Below are 18,342 nucleotides of genomic sequence, written 5' to 3' on the forward strand. Positions count from 1 at the left end.
CTCTAAAATGCAATAACTTTATTTAGTCCAATGACTTCGAATCCACATGATAAAGTTGCGCGGGCTGCTTCAGTGGCAAGTCCATGATTTCTATATTTACTAGAAATCCCGTAGTATATTTCAGTCGCATTCATCTCGAAATCATCTGGAACTTAACCACAATAGCCAATCACTCTTTGGTCTTCTATATGTAAAATAGAAAGATTAATCGAAAATAATAAATTCCGCAGTAACAAATTATTGTGGAATTATTATTTTTTATTATTTGATTAGACAACTTTGCCGAATTACTTAATTTACTATGTATAGTTTCCTTTTAGTGATGCAGACTAGTCATTAAGGAGGCGATTGTTATGAATTTTCAAATTAGACAAGCCATTACTTCAAATGTACAAGGTGATAGTGCTGCCGAGTTCCGCGATACTGTAGAAGATGCAATTACGCGTGGAGACGAGCATTTATTACCTGGTCTTGGCGTATTTTTAGAAAAATGGTGGCATGCATCTTCACCAGACGAACAACAGCAATTTACTGAAAAACTTTCAAAAGCATTTCAAAACTAATGAAATGTAAGGCTGGCTTGCTTGAGTTTTCATGTCTTGGCAGCCTTCTACCTTTATATTCCCCAATCACTTTTCAATATTTTATTTAATTGTTCAAGATCAACTTTTTCCGAGATTTTCTTTTCAATGTCCATCTTCAACAGATTGTACTTATCAATGCAAATTTGTCCTAGGTCTGTTAATTGAATACATTTATCACGATTATTACTACCTGGTACTAATTCGACTAATCCCTTAGATGCTAATTTCTTAACAAATTTATGGGCTGCTTGCCGAGATATTTGTACGTTTTTAGCAACCATCGATATTGTTGGCTGATGGTTATTCACCTTTGACATGATGTACCATTCTGAATTCGAAATGGAAATATCACTCATTTCGTTCCATTTTTCTTCTAAAATTCTTCGTATCGTACCGTGTCGCTCACTAATAAGATCAAATAAGTCTAATGGTTCCACGTCAATCAATCATTCCCTTGCATCTCATTTTCGAGAATAATATACTCAATCACGCACCATTTGTCAACTAAGTTGACATTTTTCTTAAAATAACCTATAATGAAATTAGTCAACCTAGTTGACAATATGTACTTGGGGGCGAAATAATGTTTAATATTGGTGATACGATTATCTATTCTGCTCATGGATTATGCCAAATTGACGGCATCAGTGAAAAGACTATTTCAGGTGTAACAAAAACCTACTATGTACTGCATCCTCTTAATAATGAAAAATTAGAAATCAGTACTCCTGTTGATAATAAAACCATTTCAACACTTATGGCTAAAGAAGAAGCTGAAGAAATTTTGGAATTGTTTACTGAACCAGGCATAGAATGGATTGATAAAGGCAACCAACGTACACAAGGCTATTCTCTCATTGCCAAAAAAGGTGATCGAAAAGAAATTGCTAAAGTGATTAATACTTTACTTGTGAAAAAACACGAGATAGAAAATAATGAAAAGAAATTTCCGGAACAAGACCGCAAGCTGTTGGTTTCAATGCAAAGTATCTTATTCTCAGAGCTTGCCCTTTCTTTAAACACAACTACTGAGGAAATATCCCAAAAAATTGCTCACTTATTAGAGATTGACGGAGAAGTGATCCTTACAAATGAATAAGTACCGTCTCATCAGGCAGCCTCTTAAAGTATGTTTATTTAAGGGCTGTTTTTCTGCTTACAAACAGTTGTGTAACCATATTAAAAAGCAACCCAGCGTCTCCCAGGTTGCTTTTCTTATGTAGCGATGAGGCATTCCATCCTGAACAACGACATCGCATGAAATCGCTACAGCGAGTCCCCCGTAGACAAATTTCTTTTTTATTCATTAAGTAAAAATATACAGCCCGTATATAATTTTTACTTTGCTAATTCATTTAGTTAAAAATATTGCCTTTTGCGCATGGAGTCTTTTCTCCGCTTGCGACTGTCGCTGGCTTTCGTCGCAGAGCCAATATATTTTTAGTTACGCTTTTATGCTAAAATTGATGCCAATACTGCCTTTTGCGCATGGAGTCTATTCTCCGCTTGCTCAAAGATAAATGAATTCGGGCCATCGATAACGGAAGTTGCTACTTCTTCTTCACGGTGTGCTGGCAAGCAGTGTAAGAACATGTAGTCAGCTTTTGCATGAGCAACTAATTGATCATTAATTTGATAGCCTTCGAAATCTACTAAACGTTTTGCCGTTTCCTCTTCTTGCCCCATACTAGTCCAGACATCTGCGTAAACCGCATCTGCATTTTTAACAGCAGCAACTGGATCATTCGTTACACTTACAAGACTACCATTCTCTTTGGCAATTTTCTGTGCCTTTGCAATCACTTCTTCATTTGGTTCATAACCAATAGGCGTTGCTACAACAATATCCATTCCCACATGTGCAGCTGCCACCACTAAGGAATGTGCCACGTTATTACCATCTCCAACGTAAGCAATTTTCAGTCCTTTTAAGTCCCCTTTGCATTCTGCTATTGTCTCTAGATCTGCCAATGCCTGACACGGATGATAGATATCTGTTAATCCATTAATAACTGGGATTGAAGCATGATCAGCTAATTCTTTCACCATTTCATGTGAGTTTGCACGAATCATGATTGCGTCAAGATAGCCTGATAAAACATGTCCTGTATCTGAAATCGGTTCACCACGTCCAATTTGCATATCGCGGGAATGCATAAACATTGCTTTTCCTCCAAGTTGATTCATGCCAACTTCAAAGGAAATACGCGTACGTGTTGAATGTTTTTCAAAAATCATTCCCAATGTCTTACCTTCTAGTAATCTCGGACATCTTCCGGCCTTCGTAATCTTTTTTAATTGTGTAGCTAATTGGATTAACTCCTGAACCTCTTCACTTGTATAGTCTAATAATGTCAATAGATCCTTCCCTTTAAGGCTTGACACTAACTTAAGCTGAACCTCTTCTAATAATTTCATAAAATGTTCGCCCCCAAACTTCCGATTGATGATGAGTTCATTATACATATGTATATTTATTAAATCAAGTGTATTTTTATAATTTATCTAACTTTTTATAATTCATTGATTATGCAAAAAACAAGATTTATTATTCATTAAAATGAGAAAAATATCCACATCACCTTATAAAAATTCAATATCACACTTTTCATCACTTTTAAATATATGCACAACACAATTAATTAGTCACCAATAGAAAATAAAAAAAGAGCAATAGTTTACTCTTCCACAATTATTTATAAAGAAATCCACAGCAATTAAAAATTTTTATAAAAAAACAGGAGACAAAAATTCTGTCCCCTGATTCTTTGTTAAATTAATCAAAAATTATTTTGTTCACTGTGTCACGATCTAACTTTTTAACGAGTTCGACAATTAGCTTTACCGTATTTTCGTAATCATCACGATGTAAAATGGCTGCATGCGAGTGGATATAGCGTGTAGCTATACCAATTGCCATTGCCGGTACTCCGTTTGCAGTTAAGTGGATGGAACCTGCATCTGTTCCCCCACCTGGTGTTGAATCGAATTGATATGGGATATTATTTTCTTCTGCAACATCTACAACAAAATCACGAAGACCTTTATGTCCTACCATTGAAGCATCGAAAATTATTATTTGTGGGCCTTCACCAATTTTCGAAGTCGATTCCTTTGGTGTAATTCCTGGCGTATCACCTGCTACACCAACATCCACTGCAAAGCCGATATCAGGTTGGATTTTAAATGTTGCCGTTTTCGCTCCACGAAGGCCAACTTCTTCTTGTACATTTCCTACACCATATACAACATTCGGATGCTTAGTATCTTTTAATGCTTTTAAAACATCAATGGCAATGGCACAACCAATTCGATTATCCCAAGCTTTTGCTAAAAGCAATTTTTCATTTTTCATCACATTAAATTCAAAGTATGGTGTAATCATATCACCTGGACGAATACCCCATTCTTTTACTTCATCTTTTGAGCTTGCACCGATATCGATAAATAACTCTTTTAAATCCATTACTTTCTTGCGTTGTTCTACAGGTAGAATATGAGGTGGTTTTGAACCGATTACCCCAATAATCTCCTCACCTGAACGAGTTGTGATTGTCACACGTTGAGAAAGCATCACATGACTCCACCAACCACCAACAGTTTGGAATTTAATGAAGCCTTTTTCATCGATTTGAGTGACCATAAAACCAATTTCGTCTAAATGGCCAGCAATCATTATTTTAGGGCCATTTTCATCGCCTACTTTTTTAGCGATTAAACTTCCTAAATTATCTTGTTCAATCTTATCTGCAAATGGCTCAATATATTTACGCATTACTGCACGAGGAGCTCGTTCATTACCCGGGATTCCATTTGCATCAGTTAGTTCTTTTAACATTTTCAATGTATCATCTAATTGCACCATCTATTCGCCCTCCTAAATTGACTCTCCCTAATTATACCTTTATTATTTCGGTTATTGAAATACATTATCCTCTTTTTTACCTTTTCATTTTGACAAAAATAGAATCTATGGAGTTTCAGCTTAATAGCCGTTTCTCTGACGCTCATAGTTCTTTTCATTTTTGGCGAAATAGGCTTTGATAATATCTTCCAAAGTAAAGTCTAAATTAAAAGCCAATACCCCATAATATTGCCATACATCTTGATAACTATTCCTAGTAGGATTTTGTATAAATGTTAAAATCGCTTCTTGTGTTCGTAAAAACCAATTTGTTAAATCCTCTTTTACTTTAACTTCTGGCCATTCTTCTAAAGATAATCCCTTAGCGTTTCCAAGTGAAAGCAAAAAGTGAATCGAATCCACGAATTCTTCCAAAATAACTTCATGCTCCGAAGGACCTTTCGTACTCCAGAATTTAAAGCATCTTGTTTCATTTGCCAGTTCTGCCAGTTCAATCATTAAAGCAAGTCCTTTTTCTTTAAAGACATCACGGTTAATACCTTGTGTTTTTTCGATAAAAGTATCTAATTCTCTCTGCATTTCAAATAATTCTTTAAATTTCATAAAAAAATCCCTCAATTTCTAAATAAAATGAAACCTATCGTGCCACTTAATCGTAAAGGAACTTACAACGTTTTTACAAGGGGGAACTTGAATTGGCTCTTCTACTTTTCCGTTTGCTTATTATCGTATTAGTCGTTTACATATTTTACAAAGGTGTTCGGTACCTTACTGACCCTAAGCGAAAACTAGATGAAGCTTTTGAAAACGGCGAATATTATTTCTATGACGATGTAAAAAATGTTCGTAAAAACTTTTTCATTTCTTATAAAGGTGCTCTTTTTGAGGGTGAGAAATATTTAGGAACAACGGAAAATGCTTTTGAAGTTGTATCGATCTTCGTATGGGTTCATGATACGATGAAGCTTCAAGGGTTAACGAAAGATGACTTTTACTATTTGGAGAAAGAAATTCAAATGAGCTATCCTAAAGCTAAAATCAATTGGAAAAATCCAATAGAGCAGTTGATGAAAGAACAATCGAATGAGCTTTAAATCACCTTATTGCTTCAAAATTTCAATTTGATGATAATCTGGCTGCACTTATCCATCTTCTAAAAATAAGGATTGTCTAACACTGCTCCTACTATGCATGTAAGACAATCCTCTATTTTATTATTTAATGCTCGATTTCGCTAGTAACTTTTCGAGCTCTATTTCAATCAATTCAAGATCTAAACGTTCATAAAGCGGTTTAATGTCATTAATAATAGCTCTCGGTAAATCCTTTTGAATGGTCCATTCATTATTTTGTATATCAAGCATTGTTTTTATTTTCGTTGAAGCAAAGGGTAAGAACGGCTGTAGAACTTGCGCAAGATTTTGAATGATAAAGACACATGCTGAAAGCGTTTCTTTACATTCCTCTACCTCCTCCTTAACTTGAATCCACGGTTTTCGCTCATCAAAATATCGATTGGCAATACGGACATAATGAAAGACTTTTTCCAACGCTTGTTTAAAATGCCCCCCTTCTATTAAAGCTCCTACTTCATCATATAAATCTTTTGTTTTATCATAAATGTCTACATCTATTTTGGTATGCGGGATTTCCCCTTCAAATGATTTTTCAATAAACTTCAGGGTCCGATTAACAAAGTTACCAAATGCTCCGAGCAACTCGCTGTTATGGCTATAGATAAACTCTCGCCAAGAAAAATCTGTATCACGATTCTCCGGTGCATTTACAGATAAAAAATAGCGAATTGAGTCTGGATCATACTTTTGTAAAATTTCAGGTAGCCATACAGCCCAGTTTTGACTTGTTGATAATTTTCTTTTCTCCAAAGTTAAATATTCATTTGAAATAATATGGGTTGGCAAATTTTGAAGATTGATTCCTAAAAGAATTGCTGGCCAGATGACTGTATGAAATGGGATATTATCTTTTCCATGAATGTAATAGGAGATAGTAGTTTCATTCCACCATTCTTCTATATTCTCCTGGTTCTGCCTCGCCCATTCGATACTTGCTGTTAAGTATCCAGACACAGCCTCGATCCAAACATAGATTTTCTTCCCTTCAAAGCCTTCAACCGGTACATCTACTCCATTTGGTAAATCTCGTGTTACAGCTCGATCTGGGAGTCCTTCAGCTAAGTACCTTTTTGTTAAACTAAGTGCATTTTTTCTCCATAGATTTTCTCGTTCTGCCTTTTCTGTATATGCTTCGAGCTTATTTTGGAAAGCACTAAAGCTAAAATAGAAATGCTCCGTTTCTTTTATAACAGGCTTTGTTCCACATATTTTACAGTGTTTATCGATTAAATCCAGGGGATCTAAAATCTTGGAGCAATTATCGCACTGATCTCCTCTAGCTTTCACTCCGCAGTTTGGGCAAATCCCCTCTACGAAACGATCAGGAAGAAACTGCTGATCCTGCTCACAATAGGCTTGTTCAATCTTCTTTTTATATAAGTAACCATTCTCCAATAATGTCAAAAAAATTTTTTGAACAGATTTATGATGATGTGGCACGTCCGTTCGAGTGTATAAATCATACGAAAAGCCTAGCTTGTTAAATACTTGCTCGAATTCCTCATGATATCTGTCAGCAATGGCTTTAATTGTTGTCTTTTCTTGGTTTGCGCGGATTGAAATAGGGGTTCCATTACAATCGCTTCCCGAAACATATAATACCCTCTCCCCCTTTTGCCGATAATATCTGGCTAATATATCTCCTGGTAATAATGCAGCGATATGCCCTAAATGCAATGAGCCATTTGCATATGGCCATGCACCACCTATTAAAATTGTCATGTTTCCTCTCTCCTTTTAATAATCTTCATCTTCTAAAAATTGACCATAAAAAAACGCCCTAATCGAAAAACGATTAGGACGAGTGTTCCCGTGTTACCACCTAAATTCACAAACAGTTCACACCATTTGCCTCCATCAGTACGTGTTCATACTGCTGCTGTTGTAACGAGTGCCTTTCTCGTCGTAGCCTACACAACTGTTTCGGTACGAAGCTTGAAGGGTCATTTTCAATAAGGATCGTCTGCTTCATTTCCACCATCAGAAGCTCTCTTTAAAACTACCTCTTATTTACTTATCCTTCTCAAACGCTTTTGAATAGTAATTAATAACTAATTATAGGGGGTTAGTTATATTTTTTCAATAGTAGAATATTCGGAAATTTATAATCACGCTGTTTTGCTTATTTATAATTGGCGATTATTTCGAGAAAAGAAACAAATCCGGGGTTGGCTTTTCTTTTAGAATAAGTTTCATCGGGTTTGTCAAACGTATTTGGAATTGACTTTTTTCTTTCTGAAGGCGGTTGATGGGTTTATGGTGCACTTCTCTACCCACATTATCATCCTCAAAGTGCTTCATCCTCTCTATGATGCACTTCTCTACCCACTTTCTCTTCCACAAAGTGCTTCATCGGGCTGATGATGCACTTCTCACTCCACATTCTCTTCCATAAAGTGCTTCATCGAGCCTATGATGCACTTCTCAACCCACAGTCTCTTCCATAAAGTGCTTCATCGAGCCTATGATGCACTTCTTACCTCGCATCATCAACCATAAAGAACTTCATCGAGCCTATGATGCACTTCTCAACTCGCATCATCATAAACAAAGTGCTTCATCCACTCTATGATGCACTTCTCAACCCACAGTCTCTTCCAAAGAGTACTTCATCGAGCCTATGATGCACTTTTCACTCCATATTCCCTTACACAAAGTGCTACATCTTCACCTACCATTTGATGCTTCGCTCCAAAATAAAAACTGCCGGGCATTTTTCATGACCGGCAGTTTTGTATGAATCTAAAAAACAATAAAAATCCTTACGACAATAAAAATTTGTATAGCTGCAATGATTGGAAATCCAAATGCAAAGGAATTATGCTTTGTTTTGTGGCGGAATAAGTACATTCCTAACACACCACCGCAAGCCCCACCAAGGAAGGCTAATGTAAATAAGGATTTTTCGGAAATACGCCATTCATGATTTCTTGCTCGTGATTTATCTATATACATAAAAATACAAAGTACAATTGACATCACGGCGATATAGGCTAAACATGCAAATTCCATCGAAAACGCCTTCTTTCTACAAATAGAAAAAACGATGCACTCGTTGTTTTCCAAACCTAAATTTCTACTTTTAAATAAAAAGGCTGATAGGATGTCCTACCAGCCTTTTTATTTATATGTTCACTTTATACCTGAATGTATAAAGATAAAGTTATTTTGCACCTGTAGCCAGAGCTTTCGGTGCAGAAATAATAATTGTCGGCAAGCGACACTTATTATTTCGCTACAGCTTTTTTAGCTGCATCTGCTAATTGAGCAAATGCTTGTGCATCTGTTACAGCTAGGTCAGCTAACATTTTACGGTTAACTTCGATTCCAGCTACTTTTAAACCGTGCATTAAACGGCTGTAAGAAAGACCGTTTAAACGTGCAGCCGCATTGATACGAGTGATCCATAATTTACGGAAATCACGTTTCTTTTGACGACGGTCACGGTAAGCATATTGACCTGATTTCATTACTGCTTGGTTAGCAACTTTGTATAATGTATGTTTTGAACCATAATAACCTTTTGCTAATTTTAAAACTTTTTTACGACGCTTGCGCGTTACTGTTCCGCCTTTTACGCGTGGCATACTAATTACCTCCTGCTAATTCTTCCGAATGTTTAATATAAAATACGTTCAATGTATTACATAAAATCAATTTTGCCTCAGCGTCATTGCTTCCAGATATCGGAGCGACGTACACCTAGGGCTATATCTTCATAGGAGATAAATTATTTCATGTAAGTTAATAAAGATCTGATACGTTTGAAATCACCAGATGTAGCAACTTTCGCTTTACGTAGGTGACGTTTTTGTTTTGTTGATTTGTTAGCGAATAAGTGGCTTCCGTAAGCACGGTCAAATTTTAATTTTCCTTTGCCCGTTTTTTTGAAACGCTTCGCAGCGCCACGGTGAGTTTTCATTTTTGGCATTTCGAATTTCCTCCTAAACTATTCGTGAGTGTTACTATTTCTCGTTCTTTGGTTGAAGAACTAAGAACATGCTTCTGCCTTCCATCTTCGGTTTTTGTTCAACCGTTGCAACTTCAGCACAAGCTTCAGCAAAGCGATCTAATACACGTTGCCCAATTTCCTTATGAGTAATAGCACGACCTTTAAAACGTAAAGAACATTTTACTTTGTCGCCTTTCTCTAGGAATTTGATCGCATTACGTAATTTCGTTTGGAAATCATGTTCATCAATTGTTGGACTTAAACGAACTTCCTTCATGTTGATAACTTTTTGATTTTTACGAATTTCACGATCTTTCTTTTGCTGTTCAAACTTAAACTTACCATAGTCCATAATACGAGCGACTGGTGGCTTAGCTTGAGGGGCCACAAGGACAAGATCCAAGTTTACACGAGCGGCGATTTCTAACGCTTCGTTACGAGATTTAACTCCTAGCTGATCACCATTATGATCGATTAGACGAAGTTCACGCGCGCGAATGCCTTCGTTTACATACATGTCTTTGCTAATACGAATCCACCTCCAGGTTTGTGTCGGGAATACATGAGTTAAGAGCAAATATGCCCGGTTGAACGGTACACTTCCTAAGTATGTCCATAAAAAAAGGACGGACATTTCAGAAGATGTCCGCCCGCTATATATTCATACGCTCATTAGTCAGCGCAAAAAATTCAACGTGTCAATACCTGTTAACTGCAATAGCGTCATTCAGGTGAGAAGCGGGCAGCCTCTACTTTAACTTTAAACTGTATTCATAACCATATCAATGTTAACACCTATTCCCTCTAAAGTCAACACATTCGAACAAGTATCAACTTTTAAGAAAATCCATTGAAAATTAACAACAATTTATTTAATCATGATTCTTGCAAAAAAGCAACTCTTTTTTTAGAACAACTATACCTACCTAGAAGCAATCAGTTTGTAAATTTGTAAAGTTGCTAATTTATTTGTCAAAAAATGTTTTAACAAAAAATTTGAAGGGAAGGAAGTTTACATCTTACCTTCTCGCAAAATGAGAGGTTGGCTGAACAGATAAAAGCTTAAATAGTAAAGTGATTTCGAAACTAATCTCAAGTATAACAACAAACGGAGGTATAAGTATGAATCAAAGAAAAGTACTATTTATCTCGGATCATGGGGATCCATTAGCTCCACTTGGCAGTAAACAAGCCGGTGGGCAAAACAATTATGTTCGTCAATTGGCATTATCCTTAGAAGAAATCGGATATGCAGTGGACGTGGTTACACATTGGTGTCTAGAAGATGCTCCCCAAATTGAAAACTTCGGAAAAGCAAGTCGAGTTATTCGTTTAGAAGCTGGCAAAAAAGGGTTTGTCGATAAAAATGAATTATTTAATCTACTTCCAATTTTCTATGAAGAAATGAAACAAAACATAGATATTTCACAATATGAGCTTCTCCATACCCACTATTGGTTATCAGGTGTACTTGGCTTACAAATAAAAAAAGAATTCCAGCTACCATGGTTTCATACAAATCATTCTTTAGGAATTGCCAAACAATTAGGAACTGGCTTCAAGGACAACAGACGTCTATTTTACGAAGACAAAATTTTGTCAGAAGTCGATCAAATCATCGCTACCACTCCAAACGAGAAGCAATTAATACAGGATACCGTCACAAATCCTGCAACCATTAACGTTGTGCCTATCGGAGTTGCAGAAACATACCATCATTTATATGAAAAACCCTATGAATTCGGTAACTATTTTTTATTTGTCGGACGTTTAGAGGAATCAAAAGGAATTTTTGTACTCCTACAATCATTCCGCGAGTTGGTGGAGAAAAAGAAAATTTCAAAAGATATAAAACTGCTGATCGCAGGTGGTACAAAATCCAATGTAGATGTAAAAAATCTCTATCCAAACGATCCAAAATTAAGACAAGCAATCAAAGGGCTTGAAAATCGCATTAAATTTTTAGGTCCAAAAAATGAAAAAGAACTCGCCACACTCTTTAAAAATGCTGTTGCTACCGTTGTTCCTTCCTATTACGAATCCTTTGGTATGGTAGCCGCTGAAGCACAGGCATGTGGATGCCCTGTCATCGCTTCAAAAGTAGGCGGCCTAAAGGATATTGTTATTCCAGGTAAAACTGGTTTACATGTTACAAAAGGAAATATCTCGAAATTAGCCGAATCGATGTATCTTTTATTATCTAAACCCCAGATCGTTCAAGAGTTGAAAAATAATGCCCGTAAATTTGCACAGCGTGAATTTAAATGGCAACATATTGCAAAAAAAATCAAACATCTTTATGAGGTGACTTTATATGAGACTGTTAGGTAGTGCAATTTTAGCAACCGACTTAGATAATACATTAGTAGGACATAAAGAAAAATTAGATCAGCTCTGGCTATTCTTTAAAACACAGAAAATACCCATTTCACTAATCTATATTACTGGCAGGCACTATGATTCTGCTATGGAGCTCATTGAAAAACACAAACTGCCAAGACCAAGTATTTTAATATGTGATGTAGGTGCATCCATCTATATTGGTCCACATTTAGAAGAAGATGAACAATGGCGATTGATTACTTCTGCAGACTGGAATCCAGAGCTAATTTTAAGCGTAACAAAGCAATACGATAAATTAGAGCGACAGCCTTTACCAAATGATTATCGTCTATCTTTTACTATTAAAGACGATCCCGGATATGTAAAAGAAGTAGAGGAAATGCTAAAGCTTTATTGTTTAGCCTTCTATTTAATGTATAGTTCAAACAAGGATGTTGATATTTTACCCTCCCACACAAATAAGGGAGAAGCTTTAAAATATGTCCTTCAAAAATATGCGCCTGAACAATTCCGGATTTTAGTTGCCGGTGACTCAGGAAACGATATTGATATGCTTCGATTAGGCTTACCAGCAGTGATTGTTGGCAACTGTCAAAGTGAAATTAAACGATATCGATATCTTCCGAATGTCTATTTTGCAAAAGATTCCTTTGCATCTGGTATTCAAGAAGGTTGGAGCTATTTTTATCAATCAGCTTATTAACTCCAAGAAAAAAACTTGAATGAAATTTGACTTTTCATTCAAGTTTTTTGATTTTATTTAGTTGCTTCAGCTTTAATCATTTCCAAGAAGTTTTCTAAAGAAACTATTTCTGAATCCTTTGAACCGTAACGACGAATGTTCACATCGCCAGCTTCCATTTCTTTATCTCCTAATACTAGCATATAAGGAATTTTCTTCATTTGTGCTTCACGAATTTTGTAGCCCAGTTTTTCTTCGCGATAATCCATTTCCACACGAATACCTGCTGCAACAAGTTTTTCTTCCACTTGCTTTGCATAGTCGAAGTGAACTTCGTTTGAAACTGGGATGATTTCAACTTGAACAGGTGCTAGCCAAGTCGGGAATGCTCCTTTATATTCTTCTATTAAGAAGGCAATGAAGCGTTCCATTGTAGAAACGACACCACGGTGAATAACTACTGGTCTATGCGGTTTTCCATCTTCTCCAACATAGGATAAGTCAAAGCGTTCAGGTAATAAGAAGTCGAGCTGCACTGTTGATAAAGTCTCTTCTTTACCGATAGCTGTTTTAACTTGAACATCTAATTTCGGACCGTAGAATGCAGCTTCCCCTTCTGCTTCAAAGTACGCCAAACCAAGTTCATCCATAGCTTCTTTTAACATGCTTTGTGCTTTTTCCCACATTGCATCATCATCGAAGTACTTTTCTGTATCCTGTGGATCACGGTAAGAAAGACGGAATTTATAATCTGTCAATTCGAAATCCTTATACACATCCAACACCAATTCAACTGTACGTTTGAATTCTTCTTTGATTTGGTCAGGACGAACAAAGATATGGGCATCGTTTAAAGTCATGCCGCGTACACGCTGTAACCCAGATAAACCACCTGAAGATTCATAACGGTGCATTGTTCCAAGCTCTGCAATACGGATTGGCAACTCACGATAAGAGTGCATGCTGCTTGCGTAAACCATCATATGGTGTGGACAGTTCATTGGGCGAAGCACTAGAGTTTCGTTATCCATCTCCATTGGCGGGAACATATCCTCTTGGTAGTGCTCCCAGTGTCCTGAAGTTTCGTATAAACGCTTTGAACCAAGCACTGGAGTATAAACATGCTTGTAGCCTAAACGTAATTCTTTATCTACAATGTAACGCTCGACCGTACGACGAATAGTTGCACCATTTGGCAACCAAAGTGGTAAGCCTTGACCAACTGTTTGAGATAAAGTGAATAATTCTAATTCTTTACCGATTTTACGGTGGTCACGTTCTTTTGCTTCTTCAAGCATTTGAAGGTGATGCTTTAAATCTTCTTTGTTAAAGAATGCTGTACCGTAAATACGTTGAAGCATCTTATTATCGGAGTTTCCTCTCCAATAAGCTCCAGCTAGAGATAATAATTTAAATTCTTTTAGCTTGCCTGTTGATGGTACGTGGATTCCGCGGCAAAGGTCGAAAAAGTCACCTTGGTAATAAATCGAAACTTGCTCATCAGCTGGAATAGCTTCTAATAGCTCTAATTTATACTCGTCGCCAACTTCTTCATATATTTTTTGGGCATCATCGCGAGAAACGTCTTTACGATCAATTTCAATATTCTCTGAAATGATTTTTTTCATCTCTTTTTCGATTTTTGGGAAATCGTCAGCTGAAATTGGTTCCGGCGCATCTACGTCATAGTAGAATCCGCCTTCGATAACCGGTCCTATACCTAATTTAATACCTGGATATAAACGCTTTAAAGCTTGTGCAGTTAAATGTGCAGTGGAGTGACGCAAGATTTCTAGCGCTTCCTCTGATTTTGGCGTAATAATTTCAATTGCACCATCTTCTTCAATCGGTGTTTTTAAATCGATTAACGTCCCGTTTAATTTACCTGCTAGTGCTTGTTTTTTTAGTCCTGGGCTGATTGATCCTGCGACATCAGCAGTTGAAGTACCACGCTCAAATTCCTTTACAGCGCCATCTGGGAAAGTTAATTTAATAATTTCTGACATGTCTATTTCTCCTTTTCTATAGGTATTATTTTCTCGTTTGAACGAGCCGCTTCCACTTTTCTTGTCTAGTTGCAGCGGCTAGACTCTCGCGTCACTTCACTTTCACTTCAAAAGACAAAGAGCGTCTTTCGAGTGAAACCTCCAGTGCGGTCGAGTCTGGGCGAGCCGCTTCCACTTTTCTTGTCTAGTTGCAGCGGCTAGACTCTCGCGTCACTTCACTTTCACTTCAAAAGACAAAGAGCGTCTTTTGAGTGAAACCTCCAGTGCGGTCGAGTCTGGGCGAGCCGCTTCCACTTTTCTTGTCTAGTTGCAGCGGCTAGACTCTCGCGTCACTTCACTTTCACTTCAAAAGACAAAGAGCGTCTTTTGAGTGAAACCTCCAGTGCGGTCGAGTCTGGGCGAGCCGCTTTCACTTTTCTACACAAAAAAGCGCCATCCCTATGAAAGGGACGACGCGTATGCTCGTGGTTCCACCCTTCTTCCTTCCGATAAACAAGTTATCAGACGAAGCTCTAGGTCGGTTAACGTACCGATTGACGTTAGCGGATTATCCCCGCTAATGCTCCAAGGTAGTAAAGATGTGCTCGTTACTAGGAAGCTTCCAGCCAAGGCCTCCCTCTCTTTAAGTCGTTTCACTATCTTGTTGTCCTTTTCAAAGCATTTCTATTTTACTTAATTACAATGTAGTATACGCCCGAAGTTTTAAAATTGCAACAATCAACGAAAGATTTTTTTTTGCTTTTAAATTCTTCGATTTGTCCCCTCCATTTGAATCGGTGTGGTAGTTGATCTAATGCGTTCCATAATTCGTGCAGCTTTTACTACTTCTACTCCGCCTTTTTGTGAATTAGCCAAATGATTCTCCAACCCATCATAATCAAAATTAGAAGTGATAAAAGTCGGCAACTCTTCTGCCATACGATAATGGAGGATTGTTCCTAAAATTTCATCGCGAGTCCAGGTTGATAAAGTTTCTGCACCAAGGTCATCCAGCATTAACACAGGCGCTTTTTTAACAAAATCAACCTTATCGGAAAGTGTGTTATCTGAGATAGCTTGCTTCATTTCACTCAAAAATTCAGGAACGAAAACAACAACTGATCGTATTTTTAAACTAGCCAGTTCATTTGCAATCGCACCAAGTACAAAGGATTTCCCGACACCAAATGGACCATAAATATAAAGACCCTTCGAAGGCAACACGCCAGTTTCCTTTACTCTTTTGATAAACTTCGTTGCAAGCTCAGCTACATCCATTTGCGAATCATTATTTAATAAATCTTTTACCCTAGCTCGTAATACATCTTTTGGCATGTACATACTTGAAATCATTTTTGCCGATTCGCGTCTTTCTTCCTCAATCAGCTTTTGTTCACATTTGAAATATTCAATTTCAATTGAATTACGAATGATGGATAGCTTTGGGATAAATCCATTTAAATAGTTTGTACAGTTATCCGTATTATCGCATCCGCAGCAACTAGAATTCTGACTAATATATTCATTCAGTGTGGTCAACCCACGCTCGACCATGTCTTTATTGACAAGTTGGTCATTTTCTTCTAAGAACTTTTGAACTTGTGCGTTTTCTAAAATTTCACGTCTCAACTTTTCATATCGTTCTTGAAAAGATGGCATTTTTATCACTCTATCAATAGCTTTATTTATTGGTTCGATTTTAGTTCACCTCTCCATCCGATTGCCCTAAAGCTTCTAGAATCTTTTTACGCCTTTCTTCTGTTGACTTCTGTTTTTCAATATCAGGCAGATTGGATTCTTCTTGTTTATTTCGTTTATAAAACCATTCAGGAATTATTTCTTTACTTTGTCTAGACTGATTTTTATAGCCAGTACCACTTGATTTTGTATTTTGCACTTTGTTGTCATTTTCATTTTTCCACTTAGTATACTGATCTCTTTCAGTTCGTGCTAAGTCCATTGCCTCTTTTGCTGTCTTTAAGTTTTTCCTCATCCAATGGTCGGCAATTCTTTCTACATATTTTCGAGGTAGCTTCATATCCGTTGTAAGCATGACATATTCCAAAAGAACATTTACTACACCAATAGGCATACCATGCTTCACTATCAGATCCTCTGCTAGTTCAACTGAAGATGGCAAGGGTTCTTTTCCATTATTTATGTCTCTTAACACCTGAAGCGGTGGCGTAGTTTCGAGATAGATTTGAAGCTCTTGCTCCTTGGATGCTTTTAGCGGAACTTGTTGGATTTCACTTTGAATAAACGTTTTTTCCATTTTTGGAGCATCCTTTGAGACAGTTAATTTATAATAATCGGCGGCCGCTTTCTTTAAACGGTCATTCGAAATTTGCATATTATCATCAAGCGCTAAGATGACTACTTTTTGCATGTCCAGAGGCGATAGATGATATAGAAATGCAAGTTTTGCAATGACTTCCTTTACCTCAGCAGTAATGCTACTTGCAGGTATCAGGTTTTCCGATAACCCTGACATTAACAAATTAAAATCAAATTGTTCAAAGTAAAAGGGATAATCCTGTTTCTTGCCTTCTGCTATCTCTGAAATATCCTTTGGTACATTCATGTGTACAGGCTTGTACACATCCATAAACGAACGGGAAACCTCTTTAAAGGAATCCTTATTAATAGTTCTTGTAAAACGTCTTCGCAACTTACGATATGCCTGTTCCCCTATCTTTGAAAACAAGAACATCGAAAGTAGTGGATCTTGGAAAAAAGCCGGTGCATCTAGAGGACGACTTAATTCATAAATAAAACGCCGGCTATCTTCTTCATCCTTTCGCCAAGTACGAAGTAACCCTATGGCCTCAAGGGCAATTCTCGCTTCAAAAATTTTACCAATGGACATATTTAATACGTTCATTAAATAATAATGGGACATTGGATTATTATTATGTAGATCTTCCCCTTCTGCCCACAATGTTAAATAAAGACTAATTGGTTCTGGGCCAGTCAAGGGTTGATAGAACAATGTTAGTAATTGACGTTCATTAGTTGATAGAAAATGAGGGAGACTTATTTCAAAATGATCCGTAGGCTGTACTTCCTTATACAAAGGAACCATTTAATTCCCTCCATAATTTTATTTTTTTAAATCTGATTGTCGTTGAAGCAGCTCTTTCATCTCTGCAATAAACACATTTATATCTTTAAATTGGCGATATACGGATGCAAAACGAACGTAGGCTACTTCGTCTTCTTTGGCCAGTAAATTCATAACCTTTTCACCCACATCATCAGAACGCACTTCAGAATTGCCGATTCTTCGTAAATCCTTTTCTACAGACATAGCAATTCCTTCCAAAGTATCTAAGGATACTGGGCGTTTTTCACAAGCTCTAATAAGGCCGCGCAATACTTTTTCTCGACTAAATTCTTCCCTCGAACCATCTTTTTTAACAACGATTAAAGGTGTTTCTTCAATTTTTTCAAATGTAGTAAAACGAACTCCACAGGACTCGCATTCCCGACGGCGTCGAATTTCTTTATTATCATCAACAGGTCTAGAATCGACAACCCGTGTTCCATTAAATTGACAAGCTGGACATCTCATAGTATTTCTCCCGTCTCACTCTTTTTCGGTATTACTATTATAACAAATCTCATTTATATAGAAAAATAGCAGCTAATTTGTGTTCGTAATAGTCAATTTTAATATATTTTACAGGAGAAAAACATGTTTTTCGTTAATTTTTCTTTCTTAAATAAAATTTCTTAAGAATTTTTTTTTTTTATATAGGAACTGTTTAGTTGGTCAGTTTAAAAAGCAAATAA

General features: G+C 36.8%; 19 protein-coding genes and 2 other annotated features. Of the genes, 5 read left to right on the top strand and 14 right to left on the bottom strand.

The window, feature by feature from the left end; genetic code table 11:
• Window positions 1-2: 2 nt before the first annotated feature.
• Complete coding sequence (locus C1N55_RS21030; RefSeq protein ID WP_137729386.1) at window positions 3-134, bottom strand: GNAT family N-acetyltransferase; 132 nt, start codon at window positions 132-134, stop codon at window positions 3-5.
• Window positions 135-353: 219 nt separating this feature from the next.
• Here C1N55_RS21030 and sspI point away from each other — a divergent pair, with 219 nt between their 5' ends.
• Entirely contained in the window at window positions 354-563 is a 210-nt protein-coding gene (gene sspI, locus C1N55_RS13860) for a small acid-soluble spore protein SspI (protein ID WP_137729387.1), read from the top strand.
• A 53-nt stretch (window positions 564-616) separates the two neighbouring features.
• Here sspI and C1N55_RS13865 read toward each other — a convergent pair whose 3' ends face one another.
• A complete protein-coding gene (locus tag C1N55_RS13865) occupies window positions 617-1,021 on the bottom strand; it encodes a MarR family winged helix-turn-helix transcriptional regulator (RefSeq protein ID WP_370452621.1) in 405 nt (134 codons plus the stop codon).
• Between the two features lie 146 nt (window positions 1,022-1,167).
• Here C1N55_RS13865 and C1N55_RS13870 point away from each other — a divergent pair, with 146 nt between their 5' ends.
• Window positions 1,168-1,683 (top strand): CarD family transcriptional regulator, encoded by a 516-nt coding sequence (locus tag C1N55_RS13870; RefSeq protein WP_137729388.1) that lies wholly within the window; start codon window positions 1,168-1,170, stop codon window positions 1,681-1,683.
• 353 nt (window positions 1,684-2,036) lie between these two features.
• Here the strand turns inward: C1N55_RS13870 and argF are convergent, their stop codons facing one another.
• The 3 genes from argF to C1N55_RS13885 form a co-directional block, all read right to left on the bottom strand.
• Window positions 2,037-3,002 (bottom strand): ornithine carbamoyltransferase, encoded by a 966-nt coding sequence (gene argF / locus C1N55_RS13875; protein ID WP_137729389.1) that lies wholly within the window; start codon window positions 3,000-3,002, stop codon window positions 2,037-2,039.
• A 358-nt stretch (window positions 3,003-3,360) separates the two neighbouring features.
• Window positions 3,361-4,449 carry a M42 family metallopeptidase gene (locus tag C1N55_RS13880; RefSeq protein WP_137729390.1) on the bottom strand — a complete coding sequence of 363 codons (1,089 nt, stop codon included), beginning with the start codon at window positions 4,447-4,449 and terminating at the stop codon, window positions 3,361-3,363.
• A 120-nt stretch (window positions 4,450-4,569) separates the two neighbouring features.
• A complete protein-coding gene (locus tag C1N55_RS13885; protein ID WP_137729391.1) occupies window positions 4,570-5,052 on the bottom strand; it encodes a dUTP diphosphatase in 483 nt (160 codons plus the stop codon).
• Window positions 5,053-5,144: 92 nt separating this feature from the next.
• Between C1N55_RS13885 and C1N55_RS13890 the strand changes: the two genes are divergently transcribed.
• Complete coding sequence (locus C1N55_RS13890) at window positions 5,145-5,543, top strand: sigma-w pathway protein ysdB (protein WP_137729392.1); 399 nt, start codon at window positions 5,145-5,147, stop codon at window positions 5,541-5,543.
• 120 nt (window positions 5,544-5,663) lie between these two features.
• Here the strand turns inward: C1N55_RS13890 and metG are convergent, their stop codons facing one another.
• From metG to infC, 5 genes are all read right to left on the bottom strand, one after another.
• A complete protein-coding gene (gene metG / locus C1N55_RS13895) occupies window positions 5,664-7,307 on the bottom strand; it encodes a methionine--tRNA ligase (RefSeq protein WP_137729393.1) in 1,644 nt (547 codons plus the stop codon).
• 71 nt (window positions 7,308-7,378) lie between these two features.
• Window positions 7,379-7,622 (bottom strand) — a binding site (T-box leader).
• 705 nt (window positions 7,623-8,327) lie between these two features.
• Window positions 8,328-8,597 carry a DUF1294 domain-containing protein gene (locus C1N55_RS13900; RefSeq protein WP_137729394.1) on the bottom strand — a complete coding sequence of 90 codons (270 nt, stop codon included), beginning with the start codon at window positions 8,595-8,597 and terminating at the stop codon, window positions 8,328-8,330.
• A gap of 215 nt (window positions 8,598-8,812) precedes the next feature.
• Window positions 8,813-9,172: a 50S ribosomal protein L20 gene (gene rplT / locus C1N55_RS13905; protein WP_137729395.1), complete on the bottom strand. Its 360-nt coding sequence runs from the start codon at window positions 9,170-9,172 to the stop codon at window positions 8,813-8,815.
• Window positions 9,173-9,315: 143 nt separating this feature from the next.
• Window positions 9,316-9,516 (bottom strand): 50S ribosomal protein L35, encoded by a 201-nt coding sequence (rpmI, locus tag C1N55_RS13910; RefSeq protein WP_097072856.1) that lies wholly within the window; start codon window positions 9,514-9,516, stop codon window positions 9,316-9,318.
• 34 nt (window positions 9,517-9,550) lie between these two features.
• The gene (infC, locus tag C1N55_RS13915) at window positions 9,551-10,054 is read right to left on the bottom strand and encodes a translation initiation factor IF-3 (protein ID WP_137729396.1); all 504 of its coding nucleotides are present in this window, start codon (window positions 10,052-10,054) and stop codon (window positions 9,551-9,553) included.
• 95 nt (window positions 10,055-10,149) lie between these two features.
• Window positions 10,150-10,298, bottom strand: a sequence feature (ribosomal protein L20 leader region).
• Between the two features lie 361 nt (window positions 10,299-10,659).
• Between infC and C1N55_RS13920 the strand changes: the two genes are divergently transcribed.
• Both C1N55_RS13920 and C1N55_RS13925 read left to right on the top strand, forming a co-directional pair.
• Complete coding sequence (locus tag C1N55_RS13920) at window positions 10,660-11,868, top strand: glycosyltransferase (RefSeq protein WP_137729397.1); 1,209 nt, start codon at window positions 10,660-10,662, stop codon at window positions 11,866-11,868.
• Window positions 11,852-12,583, top strand: coding sequence for an HAD-IIB family hydrolase (locus C1N55_RS13925; RefSeq protein ID WP_137729398.1), 732 nt, complete (start codon window positions 11,852-11,854; stop codon window positions 12,581-12,583). Before C1N55_RS13920 ends, C1N55_RS13925 begins: the two co-directional genes overlap by 17 nt.
• A 53-nt stretch (window positions 12,584-12,636) precedes the next feature.
• Here C1N55_RS13925 and thrS read toward each other — a convergent pair whose 3' ends face one another.
• From thrS to nrdR, 4 genes are all read right to left on the bottom strand, one after another.
• The gene (gene thrS / locus C1N55_RS13930; protein ID WP_137729399.1) at window positions 12,637-14,568 is read right to left on the bottom strand and encodes a threonine--tRNA ligase; all 1,932 of its coding nucleotides are present in this window, start codon (window positions 14,566-14,568) and stop codon (window positions 12,637-12,639) included.
• A 741-nt stretch (window positions 14,569-15,309) separates the two neighbouring features.
• A complete protein-coding gene (gene dnaI, locus C1N55_RS13935; RefSeq protein WP_240758303.1) occupies window positions 15,310-16,206 on the bottom strand; it encodes a primosomal protein DnaI in 897 nt (298 codons plus the stop codon).
• A gap of 40 nt (window positions 16,207-16,246) precedes the next feature.
• Complete coding sequence (locus tag C1N55_RS13940) at window positions 16,247-17,632, bottom strand: replication initiation and membrane attachment family protein (RefSeq protein ID WP_137729401.1); 1,386 nt, start codon at window positions 17,630-17,632, stop codon at window positions 16,247-16,249.
• Between the two features lie 18 nt (window positions 17,633-17,650).
• Entirely contained in the window at window positions 17,651-18,121 is a 471-nt protein-coding gene (nrdR, locus tag C1N55_RS13945) for a transcriptional regulator NrdR (protein WP_137729402.1), read from the bottom strand.
• Window positions 18,122-18,342: the final 221 nt, after the last annotated feature.

Origin of the sequence: Lysinibacillus sp. SGAir0095, assembly GCF_005491425.1 — a bacterium.
In the GTDB taxonomy this organism is placed as follows: Bacteria; Bacillota; Bacilli; order Bacillales_A; family Planococcaceae; genus Ureibacillus.

Excerpts from the sequence above, each read along its gene's own strand:
- C1N55_RS21030 (WP_137729386.1), bottom strand. The coding sequence starts at position 134 with ATGAATGCGACTGAAATATACTACGGGATTTCTAGTAAATATAGAAAT.
- sspI (WP_137729387.1), top strand. The coding sequence starts at position 354 with ATGAATTTTCAAATTAGACAAGCCATTACTTCAAATGTACAAGGTGAT.
- C1N55_RS13870 (WP_137729388.1), top strand. The coding sequence starts at position 1,168 with ATGTTTAATATTGGTGATACGATTATCTATTCTGCTCATGGATTATGC.
- argF (WP_137729389.1), bottom strand. The coding sequence starts at position 3,002 with ATGAAATTATTAGAAGAGGTTCAGCTTAAGTTAGTGTCAAGCCTTAAA.
- C1N55_RS13880 (WP_137729390.1), bottom strand. The coding sequence starts at position 4,449 with ATGGTGCAATTAGATGATACATTGAAAATGTTAAAAGAACTAACTGAT.
- C1N55_RS13885 (WP_137729391.1), bottom strand. The coding sequence starts at position 5,052 with ATGAAATTTAAAGAATTATTTGAAATGCAGAGAGAATTAGATACTTTT.
- metG (WP_137729393.1), bottom strand. The coding sequence starts at position 7,307 with ATGACAATTTTAATAGGTGGTGCATGGCCATATGCAAATGGCTCATTG.
- C1N55_RS13900 (WP_137729394.1), bottom strand. The coding sequence starts at position 8,597 with ATGGAATTTGCATGTTTAGCCTATATCGCCGTGATGTCAATTGTACTT.
- rplT (WP_137729395.1), bottom strand. The coding sequence starts at position 9,172 with ATGCCACGCGTAAAAGGCGGAACAGTAACGCGCAAGCGTCGTAAAAAA.
- rpmI (WP_097072856.1), bottom strand. The coding sequence starts at position 9,516 with ATGCCAAAAATGAAAACTCACCGTGGCGCTGCGAAGCGTTTCAAAAAA.
- infC (WP_137729396.1), bottom strand. The coding sequence starts at position 10,054 with ATGTATGTAAACGAAGGCATTCGCGCGCGTGAACTTCGTCTAATCGAT.
- C1N55_RS13920 (WP_137729397.1), top strand. The coding sequence starts at position 10,660 with ATGAATCAAAGAAAAGTACTATTTATCTCGGATCATGGGGATCCATTA.
- C1N55_RS13925 (WP_137729398.1), top strand. The coding sequence starts at position 11,852 with ATGAGACTGTTAGGTAGTGCAATTTTAGCAACCGACTTAGATAATACA.
- thrS (WP_137729399.1), bottom strand. The coding sequence starts at position 14,568 with ATGTCAGAAATTATTAAATTAACTTTCCCAGATGGCGCTGTAAAGGAA.
- dnaI (WP_240758303.1), bottom strand. The coding sequence starts at position 16,206 with ATGCCATCTTTTCAAGAACGATATGAAAAGTTGAGACGTGAAATTTTA.
- C1N55_RS13940 (WP_137729401.1), bottom strand. The coding sequence starts at position 17,632 with ATGGTTCCTTTGTATAAGGAAGTACAGCCTACGGATCATTTTGAAATA.
- nrdR (WP_137729402.1), bottom strand. The coding sequence starts at position 18,121 with ATGAGATGTCCAGCTTGTCAATTTAATGGAACACGGGTTGTCGATTCT.